The organism is Agrobacterium sp. OT33, from assembly GCF_017313365.1.
GTDB classification, from domain to species: domain Bacteria; phylum Pseudomonadota; class Alphaproteobacteria; order Rhizobiales; family Rhizobiaceae; genus Agrobacterium; species Agrobacterium rhizogenes_A.
In genome coordinates, this window is record NZ_JAFLMZ010000010.1 from 172,280 (window position 1) to 193,125 (window position 20,846).

Consider the following 20,846-nt stretch of genomic DNA (forward strand, 5'->3'; position numbering starts at 1 on the left):
TTCTCGTTATGGCAGGCATATTGATCCTAGGCGCATCCCATTCAGGCGTCGCTACTGCAGCAGCGCTGCGTGTCGCTGGTTGCGAAGACGCCGTCACATTGGTGACCCAGGAAAGCGCGTTGCCCTATCATCGACCACCTCTTTCCAAGGATGGGCTGACAAAACAGGACTTCGCGCCGCCTCTTCTGCGCCCAGAGAGCTTCTACGCCGCCAATCGCATCGAACTGAAGCAGGGCGTGATGGTCGAGAGCATTCACCCTGCGGAAAAATACGTCTTCTCTACCGACGGAACACGTTACCCTTATCATAGGCTGATCCTTGCCTGTGGCGCAGAGTCCCGCCGCCTGCCGCGGACAATCGATCCAGATGGGATCGCACACTATTTGCGCACTCATGATGACCTTCAAGCATTGAAAGCCCGTCTTTCCCAAGCCGGATCTATCGCGATCATCGGCGGTGGACTGATCGGGGTGGAAATAGCCGCGATTGCTGTTGAGAATGGGCTTCGCGCTACCATTATCGAGGCAGGCAACCGGCTGATGGAGCGAACCGTCAGCAAGTCGATCGCCAACTACGTGCTGGATCGGCACGAAGCCAGGGGGCTCAGCGTCAGGTTCGGTGTGACGCTGACAGCTCTCCATCATGACAGCCGTCGTGGTGCCGATATAGTGACGCTCGAGGGCGGTGAAACGATCGCGGCCGACCTGGTCGTGGCAGCAATCGGAGCGGTACCGCACGACAGTCTTGCTGGTCGCGCCGGACTGAAGGTAAATGGCGGGGTCCTATGCTCAGAGACGGGGCTAACATCGGATCCTTCGATTTATGCGGTCGGGGATTGTTCGGCCTGGTACGATCCAATTCTCCAGCGTCACATTCGCAATGAGGCGGTCAATCCCGGCCAGGATCAGGCCAAGGTAGTGGCCGCCTCCATTGCGGGCACGCCATTGCCGGTCAAGCGACTTGCGCGCTACTGGTCGCACCAGGCCGGGATCCAGATCCAGATGGCCGGTGACGTACATGGCTCCGATATGGAGGCGGTTCTCAATGCACCTGTCAGTGGCGCATTCTCTGTCCTTGGATTCAAAGGCGCTCGCCTGATTGCCGTGCAGACGATCAACTGCGCACAGCAGTTCGGCAAATTGCATGACATGATCGGCATGGACCGCGATGCGCTGGCGGTTGCCCTGGACGTGGAATTTCCACCACCGCACCATCACTGAACATAGACCGTAAACCCATCGTCAGAGGAGGACTTCCCGCATGCAGGCTGCATCGTACACGGAAAAGGAACCGGGCAGGTTCCGCCGCGGCCAATCCTGGAAGATCAACATGTTCGGAAAAAACTCCGACATCGCGGCACCAGACCCCCAGGCATTCCGGCTTGATCTCAATGCCCATCAGAAACTCGACTCGCATTTCCATATCGTCGACCAATTCCAGGTATTTATCGCTGGCAGTGGCACGATCGGACGCGACGACGTGCATCTGGTAACGGTTCACTATGCCGACCACCACACAGGCTACGGTCCGCTGATCGCCAGCGCGCAGGGGCTGTCCTACCTGACGCTGCGCAGCAAGACGGATGCCGGACTGGTCTATCTCAGCACCCCGAACGTGCGCGACAAGCTGCGACCCACCAAACGGCGCCATCGCACGTCGGGCGCAGTTGCACTGTCAATCGAGCCAGTGCTTCGAAACCGGACGGAATTGACAATCGATACAGTAATTGAAGAGCAGGAAGGCGATGAGGGCATGAACGTCAAAGTCCTGCGCCTCGGCCCAGGCATGATGACGCATACGCCTGACCCGGCCGAGGGCGGTGGTCAGTATCTCATCGTCTTGAACGGCAGTCTGATCTACGAACACCAGACGTATAAGCCTTACTCTCTGATTTTCGTGTGCTCTGCCGATATGGCAGCGAAGGTCCAGGCGGGCGAAGATGGACTGGAATTGATGATTACGCAGTTCCCGCTCGAAGACGAATGGATGAAATCCATCTGAACGGCTGGAGGAGGACACCGTAGATGGCTTTGCCAGAATTCGACATGGATGCCGTTCGCGCCGAACTCACGCCATCCGGGACACTCAACTGCGCTTTGAACCACGGCAACGTGGTGCTCGTCCGGCGCGGCCAAACGGATGAGACACCAACCGGTGTATCGGTCGATCTCGCCCGAGCGCTTGCGGAAACTCTGGGCACGCCGATTGCATTTCGCCATTACGACAAGGCCGGATCCGTTTCAAAAAGCGTCGGTTCGGGCGAATGGGACGTCTGCTTCCTGGCAATCGACGCGCAGCGGGCTAAGCACATTGCCTATAGCGAACCCTATGTGCAGATCGAGGGTGCCTTTCTCGTGCAGCACGCCAAATCGGTGAGGGCCGTCCACGACGTCGACCGACTGCAGCTACGGATCGGTGCGGTTGCGGGCAGTGCCTACGAGCTCTTCCTGTCACGCAATGGCTGGGCAAAGCAACTCATTCGTTTCGACAGCTTCGCCGAGGCGACTGCCGCGCTCAAAGAGGGGGTAGTGGACGGCCTTGCCGGTGTTCGTCAGGCCATGAATCAGGTTGCTGCATATAGCCCTGATTATGAGGTGATGACTGAACCCTTCATGGCCATTCCACAAGCTGTGGGAGTCAGCGTGAACAATACTCTGGCCGCAGAGTATGTCATGGCCTTCGTGCGTGAGAAAAAAGCGTCGGGATTTGTGCGGCGCGCGCTGGATGAAAGCGGGCATTCGGATGTAATTGTTCCTAGATAGGGCAGTCCGCATCCCGACCTTATCATTTCGCAAAAGCCGGGCGGGCTTAACGTCAGCGCACACTGTAGAGATGCTGGCCCGTCAAGGCTGATATCTCATCGATTGACGCGATCCGGGTCGGGTCAATCGATATGCCTTAGCTTACATGTCCGTTGTCCTTTGTCCGCTCGGGAACCCGTCGAATGGTTCTTGGAGTACTCGAGAGAAAAGAAGCCGCACTCTTCCGGATGGCATCCCCTGGCTATCCGATGCCGCGCGGGCATAACTGATTTGCCTGACGCAAACTTGCCAGCGCGCGACGATGCTCCTTATGATTGATTCCTTACTGGACTGCTCCCCGTGAACGCGGAGACCAAAGTCGGTCAGATCTGATTGTCAGAGATCTGATGCCAATGAAGCTATCCTTGGAGAAGATCGTGAAAAAAACAACGAATTTCAAAAAGTCGGCCGAACTCCGTCGAGCGGCGAAGGGTCTTGCGCTTGGTGCCCTCATGACCTTCGGACAAGGTTTCGGCGAGATGACGCACGCCGCACCGATTATCGAAGCATCCGTCACTGGTGGAAAGGTACAGGGTGTGCCGAGCGACACGCCCGGCGTCACGCAATTCCTCGGAATTCCCTTCGCCGGCAATGTCAGTGGTGAGAACCGCTGGAAACCAGCGCCGCCGGTGAAGGCGTGGGAAGGCGTTCTGATGGCCGACAAGTGGGGCGATCAGATACTTCAGGACGTCAACAAGCAGAGCGAGATACCGATCAGCGACAACGGATTGAACCTTTCGATCTGGACGCCCGCCCAGCATACGACTGATCGTCTGCCGGTCTACATGCTGATCCATGGCGGCGCTAACCGGTTAGGCTCCGCTGCAATGAAAGACCTCTATGCCGCGCAATTGGCTGCGAAGGGCGTTGTTGTCGTTTCGGTCCAGTACCGTCTCGGAGCCTTAGGCTGGTTATCCCTGCCTGAGATGGCCAAGGAAAATCCAAGCGGGCCGAAGGGGAATTTCGGCGTTCTCGATCTCGTCGATGCGCTGAAATGGATACAGGCTAATGTCGGCGCCTTCGGCGGCGACCCGGCCACCGTGACGATCGGCGGACAATCGGCGGGCGGCGAAAACACGGTGGCGTTACTGAGGACGCCATTGGCCAAGGGTCTGTTCAAGCGAGCATTCATTCAGTCGAGCTTCACCGGCTTCCTGCCCGGAAAGGTCGTCGATTTCTCGAAAAAGTCGCAGGATAATCAGAAGGCGATCGATAACCTTTTTGGCAGGGAAACAACTCTCGCTGACCTACGGAGCATTGGCAGTGATGCTTGGCTGGAAAAATGGGAGGGCGGGAAGGAAACGCTGTTCGGCGTGATGGCGGGTGCCGTCGCCACGAACCAGTTCTTCACCATCGACGACTACGTCTACACGCGTGATTCCGTTAACCTGCTACAGCCGGGTGATTTCGACGGGCTTGATATCATCATCGGCCAGACCGCAGACGAATACACCGGCCTGCGCCCCAACGATCTGAAGATGACGCGGGAGGAGCAGGAGAAAGCCATGCTTTCCGCCATTCGTCCGCATCAGGTCGGGAATGTAGACGAAAAGGTATTTCCTCTCTACGCAACCGATGATCCGTCCGAAGCCTACCGACTCTCGCTGCGTATGCTGAATGACTACATGTTCGAATATGTGCGGGTCGGAGCTGAATACGCAAAGGCGCACAGCAAGTCCAACGTCTATCTTTATTATTGGGATCACTGGCCCCCGGGCAAGGACCAGGGTTTTCGGCGCGCATGGCACGCTGGCGACAACTGGTATTTTAATGGATCGATCCGCGCTGACAAGCCCGGCCAATTGCCTTGGACCGACCCGGATTTTGCGATGCGTGACATCGCTTTGAGCTATCTCTCGAACTTCGTCAAGACCGGCGATCCGAACGGCAACGACGTCCCCCACTGGGGGCAGGTAACGCCACAATCTGGTGGACAGTTCCTTCGCTTCCACGAAGGCGGCGCCGCTATGCGAACCTCGACGATCTACCCCACGCGAGATGCGTATTTGCGCAAGAAGGTCCTGGAAGGGATAGGAATGACCGAAGCAGATGTCAGAGGCGAGCCAAATCGCTGAGACTTAACGCTTTCGGCGGAGCCCGAAATCTTAGGTATTTCGGTAGAGGAGAAGGATCGCAGTCCGCCACTATCGACGTTACTGCCGTGCCCGAAAAAGTGAGACTGCCATCTCGATGGGGCTGCGGAAAAAGCGCTCGGGCGCAACAATATCCTCCTCGAGCAGCTCTGGCCGTTGAGCAAAATACGAGGACGTTTACTGCCACGACAAACCGTATCCGAGGCCTTGGCTGGCATGGCCCGCATCTAAATTCTTTGCAAGGGCGGAAGCCTACATTCTTCCCTTGCACGAAGGGTAATCAGGCACCGAATGTTTTACCACTGACACATCGGGCAAGCTCTGGCTGCCAGATCAGATCACCATTTGCGTAGGTGAGCGCAGTTCGGTCCAATGATATTTAAGGAGTGATGGAAGAGCGTGCCGCCCTTTTGTGTCACCGATCCACCAGCAGGCTTGCCCGGATGATGCGCTCATACACATACATCGCATCCTCAATGATTCGTGCCCTCTTGCCGGCATCCTTTTCATAATGGATCTGCATCGCGGAGTAGGCCCGCATTCCAAGAAGCTGATAAATAATGCAGTCAATCTGGTCATCGGTCAGGTCGGTAAGGAGTCCGGCCGCAATGCCGCGCTTCAGCGAGCGGCGGTATCCCGAGACAATATTGGCGATATGGATGCGATGGGCGGCGGGCGCAAACACTTCGGCCTCGTAAAGGACCCGGTAGAAGCCGTCATTGTCGGCGACATAGCGCAGGAATTCATTGAACCGGGTCAGTTCCCGCAAAAGGCCCGGCGCCGATTTGCGGGCCGTCGCCTCGACGGTCGTCAGCATGCGTAGGCCTTCATAAGGCAGAAGTTCGTCGAACAGCGCCTGGCGATCGGCAAAGTAGTTGTAGAAGGTGCCCTGCGCCACGCCGGCAGTGTCAGCGATCTTGGCGATCGATGCGGAGGAATATCCTTCCGCAGCGACGACCTTGCAGGCGGCGGCAAGCAGGCTTTCCCGCGTCAGCTTGGCCTTCTCGTCCCTTGACAGGCGGCGCTCTCCCCGCCGGTTCAAGACCCCTCTCACCATGTCTAGACCTGATCCGTATTATCCGTTGCCGTCGTGAGTTGGCCTTGGCCATCAAGGTCCCTCAGAACTCGTTTGAGCACTTTTCCGGACGGATTGCGAGGCAGTGCCGGCAAAAACACCAGATCTTTCGGGCACTTGAATTTTGCCAGGGATTTCTGGCAGTGCTCCGAGAGTTGCGCGAGATCCAGCCGGCCACCCTTTGCCAGCACCACGGCCGCGACGGCGATTTCGCCCCAGCGCGGATGCGGTCGGGCGAAAATCGCCGCCTCCTTGACGGCGGGATGCTGGTAGATCACCCGCTCCACTTCGGAAGAGGCGATGTTCTCGCCGCCGGAGATGATCATGTCCTTCTGCCGGTCGGTGATGAACAGGAAGCCTTCGTCATCGACGCGTCCAACGTCTCCGGAGCGCAGGAACCCGTCGGCGTGAAAGGCGGCAGCGGTGGTCTCCGGATCGCGCCAGTATTCGCGCATCACCTTCGGCCCGCGCATGCAGATTTCACCATCTTCGCCGGCGGGAAGGCGATTGCCGTCGTCGTCGCGGATTTCCAGTTCGACGAAGCGCAGCGGCCGGCCGACCGAGCCGATCTTGTCCAGCTCGCGGCCGGGATTCATCATCGTGTCGCCCGAACAGGTTTCCGTCATGCCATAGGCATCGATATAGCGTGCCGAGGGAAACCGCTCGATAAATATGCGGATCCGCGATTCCGGCGTGCGTTCGCCGCCGGCGATGCACCAGCGCAGCGAATCGCACTGCCCGAGATCGGCATCCGGCAGTGCCAGAATATCGTTGGTCATCACCGGTGCCAGCCAGATCCCGTCGATCCGCTCGCGGGCGATCGTCTCCAGTACGCCGCGCGGATCGAAATCGCGCTGCACGACGATCAGTCCGCCGGCGAGATGAACGGCAAGCCCCGGCAGATCGCAGCCGCCGACATGGTACATCGGGCCGACGATGAGCAGCCGGGTGGCGGTGTCGATCCCAAGCGACAGCACGTGATCGTAGCATTTCCAGTAATAATTGTCGTAGGTATGGACGACGCCCTTCGGCCGGGCGGTCGTCCCTGACGTGTACATCAACCGGAACATATCGTCCCGTCCGCGCGCAACCAAATCCGTTGTTTTCCGACCGCCGTCCACCGGCACCAGCATCGCGCCGATATCCCGCTGCCCCGCCTCGTCGACCGTGATGACCGGAACTCCGCAATCCGCGGCGGCGGACGCAAACGCGTCGTCGGCAAGGATGAGCTGCGCACCCGCATGCGTCGCAATATAGGTGACCTCCGTCGCCGACAGGCGGAAGTTCAGCGGCAGAACCACGCCGCCGATATGCCCGATCGCATAAATAAGCTCGAGATAGGCGAGGCTGTTCTTCATCAGCAGCGCGACGATTGAGCCTTCTCCGATGCCGCGTTGCTTCAGGCCAAAGGCCAGATGGCGGACACGGGCATCGAGGCTTCGCCAGTCGAGACGAATGTCCTGATAGACCACGGCCTCGGCATTGGGCGACGCCTCCGCGTTGCGGGCGACATATCGCGACAGGTTGAACATCGGTTTTTCCTAGTAGGACCGGGGAAGGCCCAGATTGACTGTCGATATATAGTTCAGGATCATCTCTTCCGAGACTGGTGCGAAGCGGAACAGCCGCGCATCGCGCCACAGACGCTCCACATGATACTCCTTGGAATAGCCCATTCCGCCCATCACCTGCATGGACTGTTCGGTGGCGTTGCAGGCAGCCTGGGCGGCGATCAGCTTGGCCGCATTGCTTTCCGACGCGAAAGGCAGGCCGCGATCGAAATTGCTGGCGGCCTTGAGGTTGAGCAGCTTGGCCGATTCCAGTTCCGCCCAGGTTTGGGCAAGCGGAAATTGCAGCCCCTGATAGCTGCCGATCGGCTTGCCGTTGAACACCTTGCGGTCGCGGGCATAATCGACGCCGAGGCGGATTGCCAGCTGGCCGGCGCCTACAAGCCCTGCCGTAGTGACGATGCGTTCCGAATTGAGGATGTCGAGAAGCTGCGCCCAACCCTCGTCGATTGTGCCGATCACCTCGCTGTCGGCGGCAAACACGTTGTCGAGATAGACGACGGAGGAGGGCAGCGTGTTGGTGCCGACCTTCTCGATCTCGGTATGGGTAATGCCTTCGCGGTCGGTATCGACCATGAACAGGCTGATCCCATAAGTTTTCTTGACCGCCTCCGAGGCCGGCGTGCTGCGTGCGACAACCAGCATCTTCTGGGAATTGGCCACCCCGGTGATCCAGATCTTCTGCCCCTTGATCGACCAGCCCCCCTCGACCCGGTCGGCGCGGGTCTTGAGCGCCAGCGAATTGGTGCCGGCATCCGGTTCGGTCAGCGCCATGCAGAAGGTCATGCGGCCCTCGCACATCGCAGGCAACCAGTCGCGTCTCATGGCATCCGTCCCGTAGCGATCGACGGCGACGCCGCCGAAGACCGGGTTCAGCATGAACATCTGGGCGAGCGTCGATCCGGCTCCAGCCTTGCAGAGTTCCTCGATGCACAGGGCCAGATCGAGAAGACCCAACCCGACGCCGCCATGTTCAGCTGGGATCATGGTCCCGGCGATGCCGGCATCGCAGATCGCCTGCCAGACCTCCTGCGGATAGGCCTTCTTCTTGTCATTTTCGCGCCAGTATTCCAGCCCGAAGCGCTCTCCCACTTGCCGCGCTGTGTCCAGCATCATCTGCTGTTCGTCGTTGATGTCGAAATTCATTGCTGCTCCTAAAGGGTCTGGCGCGATTCCGGTGCACGAAGGAGATCCAGCGGATTTTCGAGCAACTCGGTCAGGGTGGAAAGGAAACGGGCTGCATCCGCGCCATCGATTAGACGGTGGTCAGCGGCGAGCGTGAGATTGATTTCCCGGCGAAGTTCGGGGTTACCGTCGGCGGCAGGTCGGAAGGCCTGCTGCTCGGCGCCGACACCGAGGATCATCGCCTGCGGTGGGCCGATGATCGGCGTGAGGCTGCCGGCACCGAACATGCCGACATTGGAGATCGAAATTGCACCTCCGGAAACGTCGGCATTTCGCAGGCGTCCGGTACGGGCACGGTCGAGAAGGACACCGCAGGTCGCGGCCAGCGTATCGAGCGGCAAATGGTCTGCGCCGTTCAGCACCGGAATGCGCAATCCGCCCGGCGTCTCGGTAACGATTCCAACGCCTATCTCGGGCAGCGTCATGATGCCATCGGGCAACCAGATACTGTTGAGAGCAGGATGCCGGTGAAGCGCCAGCCCGAGCGCCTTGACGAGAAGATGCGTCACGGACATTTTTTGCCGGGTGCTGGTCTCGGCGTTCAGCGATGCCCGCAAGTGCAAAAGCGGACCTGCGTTGACGTCGCGGCTGACGTAAAAGTGCGGAATGTCGCGCTTGGCCGCCTGCACCCGGCGCGCGGTCGCCATCCGTAGCGCGTCCGGAACCGTGATCTTTGGCGATGTCGTTTCGTGTGTGACGTCGTTTGGTGTTGGCGCCGCTGCTGGCTGTGCGGCCAGAACATCGGCGGCCTTGATACGGCCGGCCGGGCCGGTTCCCGATATCACTTGCAGATCCTTGCCAGTATCGCGGGCGATCCGGCGCGCCAGAGGGGTTGCGATGACCCGCAGGATATCGCCTTTCATGATGCGTCCATCGCGGCCGCTTCCGACGACGCTGGCCGGATCGATGTCGTGCTCCGCCATCAGTTTTCGGGCTGAAGGGGCATGCCGCGATGTAGGATTTTCCGGCATCGAGACGAGGGGTGCGCTCGCGGCCTGCGTCGGGGCTTCACCCTCCAGCATCATCCGGGCGATCGGTTCGCCGACCAGAACCACCGACCCTTCCGCATGCAGGATCGTTTCAAGTTGGCCGTTCGAGGCGGCTTCGATCTCGTTGGTCACCTTCTCGGTTTCGACCTCGAAGAGGATATCGCCCTTGACGAAGGTTTCTCCGGGCTGGCGATACCAGGCCGCAATCGTACCCTCCGTCATCGTCAGCCCGAGTTTTGGCATCACGATGTCAGCCATGACGTCATTCTCCCCGAAAGGCCGCGGGGCGCTTTTCCAGGAAGGCGCTGCAGCCTTCATGGGCATCGTGGCTGTCGAGGACGAGGCCGATCACCGCCTGCTCGTGGCGCAGCGCCGCGCTGAGCGGCATGTCGGCACCATCTATCAGCACGCGCTTCAAAAGCTTGAGGATCGCAGGAGACTGGGCCGCCAGCTTGTTCGCCATCGCTCTCGCCTCATCCATTAGCGTCTCGTGCGGCACGACGCGGTTAGCAAGCCCGATCTCGACGGCCTCCTGCGGCCCGATCATTTCGCCGAGATACATCAGTTCGCGTGCTCGGCAGGAGGGAACCTGCCGCAGGATGCGCTGCGTGCCGCCGGCACCCGGAAACAGGCCGAGCTTGATTTCCGGCAGCCCCAGCTTGGCGCGATCTGACAGAAGCCGCAGGTCGAGCGTCAGCAGAAGCTCGGTGCCGCCGCCGAGCGCAAAGCCGTTGATCGCACCGATGGTCGGCTTGTCGAGCGTCTCGATCCGCCGCAGCAGCTTGTGGATTTCCTCGGCGAATTCGTTGTAATGGGCCAGCGCCTTGCGCGAGCTAAGATCGGCGATATCGCCGCCGGCGACGAATGCACGCCCTTCACCGGTGAAGATGACGACGCGGATAGCCGCATCCTTTTCGATCCGGTCGAGAACCTGATTGAGTTCCGCCATCACGCCCATGTCGAGGGCATTCAGGGTCTGCGGCTTGTTGAGGGTCACCGTCACGACGGGGCCGTCGATACCGCAGACGAGCGAGGGAGTGGAAAACTGCTCTTTGGACATTGGTTCTTCCTTAGGCCAGCAATTGCCGCACGGCGGTGATGATTTTCTCTTCCGTCGGCCGCCACGCATTTTCGAGTGCCGGGCTGAACGGCACGGGGGAAAAGGGAGCGGCAACGCGGAGAATCGGTGCGTCCAGTTCATCGAAACCGACATGCGCCATGCGCGCCGCGATCTCTGCACCGACCCCGAACGCCTCGACGGCTTCGTGCACGATCGCCAGCCGGTGCGTGCGCTTCAAGCTCGACAGGACCAGCGCCTCGTCCCAGGGCTGAATGGACCTGAGATCGATGACCTCGACCGATATCCCGTCTTTTTCCAGCGTCTCGGCGGCGGAAAGTGCGGTCCAGACCATGGCACCATAGGCAACCAGCGTCGCATCCGTACCCGGTTTGCGGATCGCGCCTTCGCCGATCCGGGCCGGAGCCGGGGCGTCCGGAAGCTCGCCTTTCAGCGCGTAGAGCGACTTGTTCTCGACGACGACGACCGGATCGGGATCGTCGATCGCCGCACGCAGCAGGCTGTAGGCGTCCTCGACGGTCGCGGGAACCACGACCTTCAGCCCGGGAATGTGGGCGAACCAGGCTTCGAGGCATTGCGAGTGCTGGGGTCCGGCGGAAAGACCGCCGCCGTGCGGCGTGCGCAGTGCCATCGACACCGAGCCCTGCGCGCCGAACATGTAGCGAGCCTTCGCCGCCTGGTTGACCATCATGTCCATCGATAGCGTTACGAAATCCATGAACATGATCTCGGCAACGGGTTTGAGCCCCGACAGTGCCGCGCCGACGGCGATGCCGGTGATTGCGGCTTCGGCAATCGGCGCGTCATAGACGCGTGCCGCTCCGAATTCCTCGAGCAGGCCGCGCGTGGCCTTGAACGAGCCGCCCGCGGCGGCGATGTCTTCGCCGATCAGGATGACCCGCGAATCGGCGGCCATGGAGTCCTGCAGCGCCCGGGTGACGGCTTTGACATAGCGGGTTTCAGCCATGGGACAGGGCCTCCGGTGTGTAGACGTCGTCGAGCAGGCTGGAAGGATCGGGCATCGGCGCGCCCATCGCGGCGTCGAGCGCGCGGGCGTTTTCCGCTTCGACCTGCGCCTGCGTGTCGGAGATCCAACCGACCTCCACGCCGAGTTCGGTCAGCCTCTGAACCGCGATCGCCAGCGGATCGCGTCCGGCCATTTCCTCGGCTTCGCCGTCCGGGCGGTAGTCCTGCTTATCCCCCTCGTAGTGGCCGCGAATGCGCGTCGTCCGGCATTCGAGAATGAACGGAATCGTCTCGCGCCGGACGCGGCCGATCGCCTCTCCGGCCGCCTCATGGACGGCGACGATATCGTTGCCGTCTGCGGCCAGGTATCCAATGCCGAAGGCCTGGGCGAGATCGGCGAGCTTGACCGCCATCTGCTTGTGGGTCGGGCTGAACTCGGACCAGCCGTTGTTTTCACACACGAACAGGATCGGCAGGGACCAGAGCTTGGCGATGTTGAGACATTCGTGCACGAGCCCTTCGGCCAAGGCCCCGTCGCCGAAATAGACCACCGCGATATCGCCCTGTCCCTTGATCTTGAGGGCCAGTGCGCTGCCGGTGGTGATCGGCAGGCCGGCGCCGACGATGCCATTTGCTCCCAGCATGCCGAGTCTGAGATCCGCCACATGCATCGAGCCGCCCCGTCCGCCGCAAATGCCCGTCGCGCGACCGAGGATTTCGGCGAAAAAGCCTTCCAGATCGACGCCTTTGGCCAGCGTATGCCCGTGGCCCCGGTGGTTGGAAGACACGGTATCGCCTTCGCGCAGCCATTCCGAGATCGACGACGCGACCGCTTCCTGGCCGATGGACAGGTGCAGGAAGCCCGGTACCTTGCCGTCCGCGAACAGCACTTGCAGCGTCTTTTCCGCATGGCGGATCATCAGCGCCCGCTTGTAGATGGCCTTCAAGGCCTCGACGGGCTCGTTGCGCCTGGTCATAGGCCCCGCCTCGTCGCGATGGTAATAATTCTAGTTTCCTGGCTCATGATTCATTTTCCTTGCGTAAATCGTCGTGGTCGGGACCCGATCAGATGGCCAGATACCGGTTGGCGACATCCCTGTAGCTGCGCAGGTCCTCGATCGTGCCGCGATAGACGATCTGTCCCTTGTCGATGATCACGGCGTCTTCGGAGATGCCGAGGCAGAAATGCATGTTCTGCTCGGCGAGAACGATGGTGACGCCGGTGCCCCGCAAGGTGCGGATCAGCCGGCCGATCTCCTGCACGATGATCGGCGCCAGTCCCTCCGACGGCTCGTCCAGAAGAATGAGATCCGGATTGCCCATCAGGCAGCGCGCCATGGACAGCAGCTGCTGCTCGCCGCCCGACATCATGCCGGCCTTGCGCTGGCGCATCTTCGCCAGAAGCGGAAAGGCGTCGTAGATGGTGTCGATGGTCCATTCCGCGCGCCCGCCCATGCCGCGTTTGGCGGCGATGCGCAGGTTCTCTTCCACGGTATGGTCGATGAACACCTGCCGGTCCTCCGGCACGAAGCCGAGACCCTTGCGGGCGACCACATGCGGCGCGGAACCGTCGATCCTGTCACCGGAAAAGCGGATCGTGCCGGAGCGGATCGGTGCCACGCCCATGATCGCCTTCATCGTCGTGCTCTTGCCCGCACCGTTGCGGCCGAGAAGCGCCAGCGTCCGGCCCTTGGCGATCTGCAATGATACGTCGAACAGGATGTGGGATGCGCCGTAGAAGACATTGATGCCCTGTACATCGAGAATGGGTTGCGTCTCGCTCATCGTGCCACCTCGATATCGTCTTCCTTGCCGAGATAGGCCTCGATGACCTCCTGATGCCCCTTGATCTCCTGCGGCGTGCCGGATGCCAGCACCGCGCCGTAGCGCAGCACGTGGATGATCTCGGCCGTCTGGAAGACCAGGTCGATATCGTGCTCGATGAAGATCAGCGTCATGTTCTGGCTTTTCCACAGCCGCTTGACGGTGTCCATCATCTGCCAGCGCTCCTCCGGCCCCATGCCGGCCGCCGGCTCGTCCAGCATCAGCACCCGCGGCTGGAGTGCCAGCGCCAGACCGACGTCGAGCAGCTTCTGGTCGCCGTGCGAGATTTCCCCCGACAGCCGGTGCGCCACCCGCTCCATGCCGAGCAGTTCTACCAGTTCGTCGGTGCGCACGGACACATCCCTGCGGGGAAAGGCGGAGGCGAGGCTGTAGCAGGCGCCGAGATGCGCGGTGACCGCCGCCGCCAGCGCGTCCCGGACGGTCAGGCTCGGATAGATGCTGGCGATCTGGAACGCCCGGCCAATCCCCTTGCGCACGATGGCCGCTGGCTTCAGCCCGGTGATGGTTTCGCCGTCGAGAACGATCGCGCCGCTTGTCGGCACCAGATGCCCGGTAATCTGGTTGAACAGCGTCGTCTTGCCGGCGCCGTTCGGGCCGATGATGGCGCTGAGCGAACCGCTCGGAAAACCAAGCGACACGTCGTTGGTCGCGACAAGCCGGCCGAAACTCTTCGTCAGGTGATCAAGCCTTAACATTGGCGTCCTCCCCGGTGCGGCGAGGCTCGTCTTTGACATGCAGCGCCTTGGCGCGGTCGTTGTCAGCGCGTGCCTTACGGTTTCCGACGAGGTCCATGGCGAAATCCAGGATGCCGCGCTTGAGGATCAGCACCACGAACAGGATGACCAGGCCTTTGGCGAGGTCGGTATGCGTTGTGTACAGCAGCGTCACGTCGCTGATCGCCCGCATGGCGATCGCGCCGACCAGGGGGCCGAGGAAGCCATTGAGGCCGCCGAGCATGATCATGAAGATCGCCTCGCCGGAATTCGACCACGACGCCCATTCGGGATAGGCCGCAGAGGTGAAGATCGCCAGGATCACGCCGCCGAGCGACGCGATCGAGCCGGCGATGGTGAAGGACACGACCTTCACCCGATAGGTGTTGACGCCGAGGAAGGCGGTGCGCCGCTCGTTGTCGCGCACCATGCGTATCGCATAGCCGAACGAGCTTTGCGTCACCAGCCGGATGGCGAGCGCGCCGGCCGTGAACAGGAAGGCGCAGAAGGCGTAGCGGTGGGTGCTCTGGGTCAGGTCGATGCCGAGGAAAGCCGGGCGCGGAATGCCGCCGACCAGCCCCTGGTCGCCGCCGGTGAACTGCACCAGTCCCTGGATCATGCTGACGAACAGCATCTGGAAGGCCAGCGTCAGGAAGGCGAAATAGACTTCCGACAGCCGGGCGCAGATCAGCCCGACGATCAGCGCGAAAAGCCCGGTGGACACGAAGGCCGCAAGAATGGCGAGCGGGACCGAAAAGGCACCGGCGCTTGCGACGAAACCATCGGCCTGCAGCACCATGCCGAAAACATAACCGCCGGCGGCGAAATAGGCCGCATGGCCGAAGGAGACGAGCCCCGTATAGCCGACCAGCAGATGAAGAGACATGGCAAGCAGGCCGCTGGCAAACAGCGCGGTCAGGGTGTCCATCAGCCAGAGGCTGGGAAAGATCACGCCGAGTGCCAGAAGAGCTACGAAAAAGACGACTGCGATTGCGCAATCGCGCGCAAAGGGGCTCAGGCTTTTCATCGCACCGCCCTTTCGCCGAGAAGGCCCTGCGGGCGGAAGATCAGGATGATCACCATCATCGTGAACATCGCCCCGTCGACGAACAGCGGAAAGCCGATGCTGCCGAACGAGCGCGTCAGGCCAAGCACGAGGGCGGCCAGCAGAGCGCCCGGAATGGAGCCCATGCCGCCGATGACGGTGACGATGAAGCTGTCGATGAGGATCGACAAGCCCATGCCCGGCGTCAGTGACCTGACCGGTGCCGCCAGTGCCCCCGCCATGCCGGCCAAGGCGCAGCCAAGCCCGAAAAGTCCGGCGAAATAGAGAGGCACGCGGATTCCGAGCACCGAAACCATGGTCGCATTGGCCGCCGCCGCCCGCACGATCTTGCCGAAGCGGCTGTACGTGATGAGAAGAAGGCAGATCACCGCGACCAGGAGCGAGGTTGCCACCAGGAAGATATAGAAGGGCGGCACGACGCCGCCGGCAAACCGGATCGGCGGCACGCGGAATTCTGCGGGAATACCCATCGCCAGATATTCCGCGCCCCAGATCATCTTGACGGCATCGTCGCAGATGAGGACGAAGGCGTAACAGACGAGAAGCTGCATCAGCAGGTTCTCCTTGTAGACCCGGCGGATCATTAGGTTTTCGAACAGGATGCCGATCACCGCGGCACTCAGCGCCCCGGCCAGCACGGCAAGGTAATAATTCCCGAACAGGGCATAAGCGGAATAGGCCGTATAGGCGCCGATCATATAGAAGGCGCCGTGGGCGAAATTGACCACTTTCAGCACGCCGAAGATCAGGGTCACGCCGGACGCCACCAGAAACAGCAGCATCCCGATGATCAGCCCGGTGGTGACCTGCGTCACCAGACAGGAGGTCGCCCCGAGGCAGGTGAATAAGGCATCGAAATTGAACATTCCGTCCAGCTTCCAATCAAGGAGAAAAGGTCCACCCGCGACGAAGTCGGCGGGCGGCGGCAGAAGGCGTCAGAGGTACTTCTTGCGCTTCTTCCACTCGGTCTCGTTTTCCAGGATGAGATCCCAGGAGGTCGGCTGGAAGTCCGAAAGATAAGGGGCCTTGGCCAGCGTCTTGCCGTAACCGATCGCATAACCGATCAGCGTGTTGTCGCCTTCGCGCATCGTTACGGTGCCATCGACGCCGTGCGGGCTGTCGATCTTGCGGCCGCGGGTGGCGTCCGCGAGCTTGTCGCGGTTGGTGTCGCCCTTGGTCGCCTTCAAGGCCTCGACCACGAAGCGCGCCCCGGTATAAGCCTGCCATCCCCAGTTCGTCGGCAGCTTGCCGGATTTGCGGAACACCGTGTTCCAATCCTCGTTGGCCTGTGTGTCCGGCACGTCCTTGTGGTAGCGGTTGCCGGAATGGATGCCCGCCGGCAAGTTCTTGATCGCTTCGAGAACCGGCGCATCGCCCATGTTGACGGCAACCGTCTGGAACTTGTCGAACAGGCCGTAAAGACTTGCCTGGTCGAAGAAGGCGACGAGATCCCCGCCCCAAAGGCAGGTATACAAGCCGTCCGGCGACATGTTCAGCAGATTGGTGATGTTCTCGGTATAATCGGGCTGGAAGGCCTTCGGCCAGGTTTCGCCGATGAACTGAACGTCGGGGGCGAAAACCGAGAGGAACTCTCGAAATTCCGCCGTGGTATCCCGGCCGTAGGAATAATCGGGCGAACATACCGCCCAGCGCTTGACCCCGTTCTTTGCTAGACCTGCCGCATAAAGGCCCCCGGCGATCGCGTCATGGATGCCCTGACGTCCCGACCGGAAGATCCAGTGCGCGTGGTTCTTGGGATCGGCGCTAAGCGCCGAGGCCTCCGAGATGGAATGCATGCAGTAGAGCCCGGTGTCGCGCATCACCTCATGCACGGCGAAACTGCCGCCGGAGGCCTCGCCATCGAGGATCAGTTCGCATTTGTCGTTATTGATCAGGTCGCGGGTGATGCGGGCCGCCTCATCGGGCTTACCCTTGGTATCGCGTATGACAAGCTCGATCTTGCGTCCGTCGATCCCGCCCTCCGCATTGACCGCGTCGATCACCATCCTGGCGCCGACTGAAGCGGTCTCTCCGAGGATCGCCACGCGGCCCGACAGGATGGTCGGCATGCCGACTTTGATGACCGCCCCCTGGGCACGCAGGATCGACGGGCTGGCAAGGGTAGCCAAACCCGCCGAGCCGGTGGCCGCCATGAAGTGGCGGCGGGTCAAACTCAGGTGTTTCGAAGTCATTGTTCTGTCCTCCAACAGGTTCACAAAGCCTCCTCCTCAAGAGGCCTGATCAATGTTCGCGCACGCCCCCATAGGGTGCCCAGGAGCCCGCGCCGTAAAATCCCGCATCGACCGCCATCGAAAGTCCGGTCACGGCAGAAGCGTCGTCCGAAAGCAGGAACGCCACCGCAGCCCCGATCTCGCCGGGCTCGACCAGCCGGCCGAGCGCTGAATTTTCTTCCATGAGAGCGACATCGCGCTGACCGAGATCGATCTGCGCCTGCAAACCGGGAGTGCGCGTATAGCCGGGCTCGACCGCGTTGACGCGGAGACCCGCCCGGCCCCATTCGCTGGCCAGTCCGGCGACGAGATTGCTGACCGCGGCTTTGCCGGGCCCATAGGCATGCAGGGGCGTGGAGCGGCGTGCCGTGACGGAGCTGATGGCGACCAAGCTACCCTTTCGGCGCGGCAGCATGTGCCGCGCCATTTCTCGCAGAGAAAGATAGGTTCCCCGCTGGTTGATCGCGTAAACCTGATCGTAGACGCACATATCGAGGTCCTGCGGCGGAACCGGTGTCTGGACGATGCCCGCAGAGGTGATGCCGCCGGAGATCGGCCCCATTTCGCGCTCCACGGCCTCGATGGCCGAGATCACGTTGTGCTCGTCGGTCACGTCCAGGAGAAAGGCTTTGCCGTCGATGCGCTCGGCAACCAGCCGTGCCTGATCGGGATTGATGTCCAAAACGGCAACGAGGGCACCGCGCGCTGCGATCGTTTCGGCACAGGCTGCACCGATCCCGCTGCCGCCGCCGGTGATGGCGACAATCCGTCCAGCCATCGTTCCCCCATCATCCGTCATCGCCTCCTCCCAAAAGCATTTAGCCGCTTACTCATGCGATAAAATGAATCGTGAGTCAATATTCAGTTTATGGATCTCAGATCATCAATGGCCGGCATGGGAGCCACGACGTCGCCGCATCCAGTCCGTTGAGATGTTGGTTTCCACGCAGAACTGAGCCGGTTAGGCAGATAAGGGGATGCGGACGAAAACTTGGACCACCAGGAGGTAGTTCATGTATTCCTACGCAGACAGACTTCGAGCCGTTGAGCTTTACATCAGGCTTGGCAAGCGACTTAACGGGACCATTCGCCAGTTGGGTTATCCCACAAAGAATGCGCTAAGGGGCTGGTACCGCGAATACGTACAACATCTCGACCTGCGTATTCAGCCGGTAGCTCGCGCGCCGAAGTATTCCGAGAGTCAGAAGCAGGCGGCACTTGAGCATTACCGCACCCATGATCGTTGCATCTCCGCGACAATGCGAGCGCTGGGTTATCCCGGTCGAGGAACCTTGACCGCATGGGTTCGGGAGGCCTTTCCGGAGACGCGAGCATCAATGATTGGTCGATCTTGGCACCCTGGCTATTCCGAGGAGGTCCGGCAAGCGGGGGTCATCGGACTATGCAGTGGAGATGAAAGCGCTCAGCAGGTAGCTGATCGGCTGGGCGTTTCAAGACCGACATTGTATAGCTGGAAAGACCAGCTACTCGGTCATGAGGCTTCTTCATCCATGAAACGCCGCAAAGCCAACTCCAAAGCGCCAGAACGTGAGGAACTCGAGCGACAGCTTGAAGCTCTACAGCGTGATGTCCGCTAGTTGCAACTCGAGCATGATCTCCTGAAGAAGGCCAACGAACTCTTAAAAAAAGGTCTGGGCGTCGATCTGCTGATCCTGAGTAATCGGGAGAAGACGCAGCTAATTGACGCCCTAAAGGAAGTTTACCGCTTGCCAGAACTGCTCGCCCAGCTACGAATTGCCCGAAGCTCCTACTTTTACCATCGCACGCGCATGTGTCTGGCAGACAAGTATGCCGCCGTCCGCCACAGCCTTGCGGAAATCTTTGAAGCGAACCGTCATTGCTACGGCTATCGGAGACTACAGGCGTCCCTGGCCAGACAGAGCATGATAATCTCGGAAAAGGTTGTTCAGCGCTTGATGAAGCAGGAGCAACTGGTCGTTGCCCGACCGCGCCGACGGCGTTTCGGATCGTACCTGGGAGAAATCAGTCCGGCCCCTGACAACCTGATCAATCGCGACTTCCATGCAAAAGCGCCGAATGTGAAGTGGCTGACAGACATCACCGAGTTCCAGATCCCAGCCGGGAAGGTCTACCTTTCGCCTATCATCGATTGCTTCGACGGCATGGTCATCAGTTGGTCGATTGGAACGCAACCAGATGCGGAGCTGGTCAATACTATGCTTGATGCAGCCATTGAGACCGTGACCGAAGCAGAGGAACGGCCAATTGTCCATTCCGATCGCGGAGCTCATTATCGCTGGCCCGGCTGGCTAACACGGATCAGCGAAGCGAAACTGGTTCGTTCAATGTCCCGAAAGGGTTGCTCGCAAGACAACGCCGCCTGCGAAGGCTTCTTCGGCCGGATGAAAACAGAGCTCTTCTATCCCCGAGACTGGAAGGCTATTACAATCGAACAGTTCGTCGCCGAGGTGGATGCCTATATCCGCTGGTACAATGAGAAGCGTATAAAGATATCACTGGGATCGCTCAGCCCGGTCGAATATCGTAAGAGCCTCGGCCTTGAATTATGAAGCAGTCCAACTTTTTATCCGCACCCCCAACCGGCTCAGTTCCGCATGGAAACCAACAGACTTCAACTACAATTTTGAAGACGGCAGCGACGCAACTGTGGAGTGGGATGCGTCGGGCCGCGGTCGTGTCGGCTATGCCTGGGACAGGACCTTGCTCTTCGCGACGGCAGGTGTGGCCGCGGCAGGTGCCAAGGTCGATGTTCCGGGCGCCGGCAAGAAGGACGACATCCTTATCGGCTGGACCGCTGGTGGTGGTGTATAGCACGCCGTCACCGACAACATCCTGGTGCGCGGAGAATATCGTTACTCGGACTTCGGCAGCAAAGACTTCGGCTCGAGCATCGGAGATTTCGGTGCCACCCAGCACAAGGTGCTCTTCGGCGCCAGCTACAAGTTCTGATCAGTAGCGACCGATCACTCGATAGCTGCTTTTCAGATGCTGACTGCCGCCCTCGCTATACCCCCCCCGCGAGGGTGGCAGCTCCGTCGTAACGCAATAGGCTCCACAACATATCGCAATAAGTTCGAACATAAGATCACACGAATATGTTCTATCGTTCCACTAGCGGTTATGAGGGATGGTGGTGATGAGCTCAGATTTCGATGACAGCGGTAAACGCGAAGCTGATTTTCTAAAGCAACTTGCAAATCCAAAGAGACTTCTGATCTGTTCGCACCTGGTTC

Annotated in this window: 17 protein-coding genes and 2 pseudogenes; 6 read left to right on the forward strand and 13 right to left on the reverse strand. The window is 60.5% G+C overall.

Annotation, left to right across the window (positions count from 1 at the left end):
- Positions 1 to 8: 8 nt before the first annotated feature.
- The 4 genes from JZX88_RS22845 to JZX88_RS22860 all read left to right on the forward strand — a co-directional run bounded on the left by JZX88_RS22845 (position 9) and on the right by JZX88_RS22860 (position 4,876).
- The gene (locus tag JZX88_RS22845) at positions 9 to 1,220 is read left to right on the forward strand and encodes an NAD(P)/FAD-dependent oxidoreductase (protein WP_206914835.1); all 1,212 of its coding nucleotides are present in this window, start codon (positions 9 to 11) and stop codon (positions 1,218 to 1,220) included.
- A gap of 40 nt (positions 1,221 to 1,260) precedes the next feature.
- Positions 1,261 to 2,001, forward strand: a complete 741-nt coding sequence (locus JZX88_RS22850) for a hypothetical protein (protein ID WP_206914836.1) — start codon at positions 1,261 to 1,263, stop codon at positions 1,999 to 2,001.
- Between the two features lie 23 nt (positions 2,002 to 2,024).
- On the forward strand, positions 2,025 to 2,762 hold the full coding sequence (locus JZX88_RS22855) for a transporter substrate-binding domain-containing protein (RefSeq protein WP_246753532.1): 738 nt from the start codon (positions 2,025 to 2,027) through the stop codon (positions 2,760 to 2,762).
- Between the two features lie 404 nt (positions 2,763 to 3,166).
- The gene (locus JZX88_RS22860; protein WP_246753533.1) at positions 3,167 to 4,876 is read left to right on the forward strand and encodes a carboxylesterase family protein; all 1,710 of its coding nucleotides are present in this window, start codon (positions 3,167 to 3,169) and stop codon (positions 4,874 to 4,876) included.
- 433 nt (positions 4,877 to 5,309) lie between these two features.
- Here JZX88_RS22860 and JZX88_RS22865 read toward each other — a convergent pair whose 3' ends face one another.
- The 13 genes from JZX88_RS22865 to JZX88_RS22925 all read right to left on the reverse strand — a co-directional run bounded on the left by JZX88_RS22865 (position 5,310) and on the right by JZX88_RS22925 (position 18,409).
- A complete protein-coding gene (locus tag JZX88_RS22865) occupies positions 5,310 to 5,936 on the reverse strand; it encodes a TetR/AcrR family transcriptional regulator (RefSeq protein WP_206914837.1) in 627 nt (208 codons plus the stop codon).
- A 17-nt stretch (positions 5,937 to 5,953) separates the two neighbouring features.
- Entirely contained in the window at positions 5,954 to 7,501 is a 1,548-nt protein-coding gene (locus JZX88_RS22870; protein WP_206914838.1) for an AMP-binding protein, read from the reverse strand.
- A 9-nt stretch (positions 7,502 to 7,510) separates the two neighbouring features.
- A complete protein-coding gene (locus JZX88_RS22875; protein WP_206914839.1) occupies positions 7,511 to 8,683 on the reverse strand; it encodes an acyl-CoA dehydrogenase family protein in 1,173 nt (390 codons plus the stop codon).
- A gap of 8 nt (positions 8,684 to 8,691) precedes the next feature.
- Positions 8,692 to 9,969 carry a dihydrolipoamide acetyltransferase family protein gene (locus JZX88_RS22880; RefSeq protein ID WP_206914840.1) on the reverse strand — a complete coding sequence of 426 codons (1,278 nt, stop codon included), beginning with the start codon at positions 9,967 to 9,969 and terminating at the stop codon, positions 8,692 to 8,694.
- 4 nt (positions 9,970 to 9,973) lie between these two features.
- Positions 9,974 to 10,771 carry an enoyl-CoA hydratase/isomerase family protein gene (locus tag JZX88_RS22885; protein WP_206914841.1) on the reverse strand — a complete coding sequence of 266 codons (798 nt, stop codon included), beginning with the start codon at positions 10,769 to 10,771 and terminating at the stop codon, positions 9,974 to 9,976.
- Between the two features lie 10 nt (positions 10,772 to 10,781).
- A complete protein-coding gene (locus JZX88_RS22890) occupies positions 10,782 to 11,756 on the reverse strand; it encodes an alpha-ketoacid dehydrogenase subunit beta (RefSeq protein WP_206914842.1) in 975 nt (324 codons plus the stop codon).
- The gene (locus tag JZX88_RS22895; protein WP_206914843.1) at positions 11,749 to 12,732 is read right to left on the reverse strand and encodes a thiamine pyrophosphate-dependent dehydrogenase E1 component subunit alpha; all 984 of its coding nucleotides are present in this window, start codon (positions 12,730 to 12,732) and stop codon (positions 11,749 to 11,751) included. Before JZX88_RS22895 ends, JZX88_RS22890 begins: the two co-directional genes overlap by 8 nt.
- 88 nt (positions 12,733 to 12,820) lie before the next feature.
- Positions 12,821 to 13,540 (reverse strand): ABC transporter ATP-binding protein, encoded by a 720-nt coding sequence (locus JZX88_RS22900; RefSeq protein WP_206914844.1) that lies wholly within the window; start codon positions 13,538 to 13,540, stop codon positions 12,821 to 12,823.
- Positions 13,537 to 14,295: an ABC transporter ATP-binding protein gene (locus tag JZX88_RS22905; RefSeq protein WP_206914845.1), complete on the reverse strand. Its 759-nt coding sequence runs from the start codon at positions 14,293 to 14,295 to the stop codon at positions 13,537 to 13,539. Before JZX88_RS22905 ends, JZX88_RS22900 begins: the two co-directional genes overlap by 4 nt.
- Positions 14,282 to 15,340: a branched-chain amino acid ABC transporter permease gene (locus JZX88_RS22910; protein WP_206914846.1), complete on the reverse strand. Its 1,059-nt coding sequence runs from the start codon at positions 15,338 to 15,340 to the stop codon at positions 14,282 to 14,284. The genes JZX88_RS22905 and JZX88_RS22910 overlap by 14 nt, the downstream gene beginning before the upstream one ends.
- Positions 15,337 to 16,245: a branched-chain amino acid ABC transporter permease gene (locus JZX88_RS22915; RefSeq protein ID WP_206914847.1), complete on the reverse strand. Its 909-nt coding sequence runs from the start codon at positions 16,243 to 16,245 to the stop codon at positions 15,337 to 15,339. The genes JZX88_RS22910 and JZX88_RS22915 overlap by 4 nt, the downstream gene beginning before the upstream one ends.
- Positions 16,246 to 16,314: 69 nt before the next feature.
- Positions 16,315 to 17,571 (reverse strand): ABC transporter substrate-binding protein, encoded by a 1,257-nt coding sequence (locus tag JZX88_RS22920; protein ID WP_206914848.1) that lies wholly within the window; start codon positions 17,569 to 17,571, stop codon positions 16,315 to 16,317.
- 49 nt (positions 17,572 to 17,620) lie between these two features.
- Complete coding sequence (locus tag JZX88_RS22925) at positions 17,621 to 18,409, reverse strand: SDR family NAD(P)-dependent oxidoreductase (RefSeq protein ID WP_246753534.1); 789 nt, start codon at positions 18,407 to 18,409, stop codon at positions 17,621 to 17,623.
- A 214-nt stretch (positions 18,410 to 18,623) separates the two neighbouring features.
- On the opposite strand from JZX88_RS22925, the pseudogene JZX88_RS22930 reads away from it, so the two are divergent.
- Both JZX88_RS22930 and JZX88_RS22935 read left to right on the forward strand, forming a co-directional pair.
- Positions 18,624 to 20,162: pseudogene (locus tag JZX88_RS22930) on the forward strand (IS3 family transposase).
- A 58-nt stretch (positions 20,163 to 20,220) separates the two neighbouring features.
- Positions 20,221 to 20,562: pseudogene (locus JZX88_RS22935) on the forward strand (outer membrane protein); the annotation flags it as partial.
- Positions 20,563 to 20,846 lie beyond the last annotated feature (284 nt).

What these genes read in the sequence shown, in the direction of transcription:
- JZX88_RS22845 (WP_206914835.1), top strand. Translation starts at nt 9, where the DNA reads ATGGCAGGCATATTGATCCTAGGCGCATCCCATTCAGGCGTCGCTACT.
- JZX88_RS22850 (WP_206914836.1), top strand. Translation starts at nt 1,261, where the DNA reads ATGCAGGCTGCATCGTACACGGAAAAGGAACCGGGCAGGTTCCGCCGC.
- JZX88_RS22855 (WP_246753532.1), top strand. Translation starts at nt 2,025, where the DNA reads ATGGCTTTGCCAGAATTCGACATGGATGCCGTTCGCGCCGAACTCACG.
- JZX88_RS22870 (WP_206914838.1), bottom strand. Translation starts at nt 7,501, where the DNA reads ATGTTCAACCTGTCGCGATATGTCGCCCGCAACGCGGAGGCGTCGCCC.
- JZX88_RS22875 (WP_206914839.1), bottom strand. Translation starts at nt 8,683, where the DNA reads ATGAATTTCGACATCAACGACGAACAGCAGATGATGCTGGACACAGCG.
- JZX88_RS22880 (WP_206914840.1), bottom strand. Translation starts at nt 9,969, where the DNA reads ATGGCTGACATCGTGATGCCAAAACTCGGGCTGACGATGACGGAGGGT.
- JZX88_RS22885 (WP_206914841.1), bottom strand. Translation starts at nt 10,771, where the DNA reads ATGTCCAAAGAGCAGTTTTCCACTCCCTCGCTCGTCTGCGGTATCGAC.
- JZX88_RS22890 (WP_206914842.1), bottom strand. Translation starts at nt 11,756, where the DNA reads ATGGCTGAAACCCGCTATGTCAAAGCCGTCACCCGGGCGCTGCAGGAC.
- JZX88_RS22895 (WP_206914843.1), bottom strand. Translation starts at nt 12,732, where the DNA reads ATGACCAGGCGCAACGAGCCCGTCGAGGCCTTGAAGGCCATCTACAAG.
- JZX88_RS22900 (WP_206914844.1), bottom strand. Translation starts at nt 13,540, where the DNA reads ATGAGCGAGACGCAACCCATTCTCGATGTACAGGGCATCAATGTCTTC.
- JZX88_RS22905 (WP_206914845.1), bottom strand. Translation starts at nt 14,295, where the DNA reads ATGTTAAGGCTTGATCACCTGACGAAGAGTTTCGGCCGGCTTGTCGCG.
- JZX88_RS22910 (WP_206914846.1), bottom strand. Translation starts at nt 15,340, where the DNA reads ATGAAAAGCCTGAGCCCCTTTGCGCGCGATTGCGCAATCGCAGTCGTC.
- JZX88_RS22915 (WP_206914847.1), bottom strand. Translation starts at nt 16,245, where the DNA reads ATGTTCAATTTCGATGCCTTATTCACCTGCCTCGGGGCGACCTCCTGT.
- JZX88_RS22920 (WP_206914848.1), bottom strand. Translation starts at nt 17,571, where the DNA reads ATGACTTCGAAACACCTGAGTTTGACCCGCCGCCACTTCATGGCGGCC.
- JZX88_RS22925 (WP_246753534.1), bottom strand. Translation starts at nt 18,409, where the DNA reads ATGACGGATGATGGGGGAACGATGGCTGGACGGATTGTCGCCATCACC.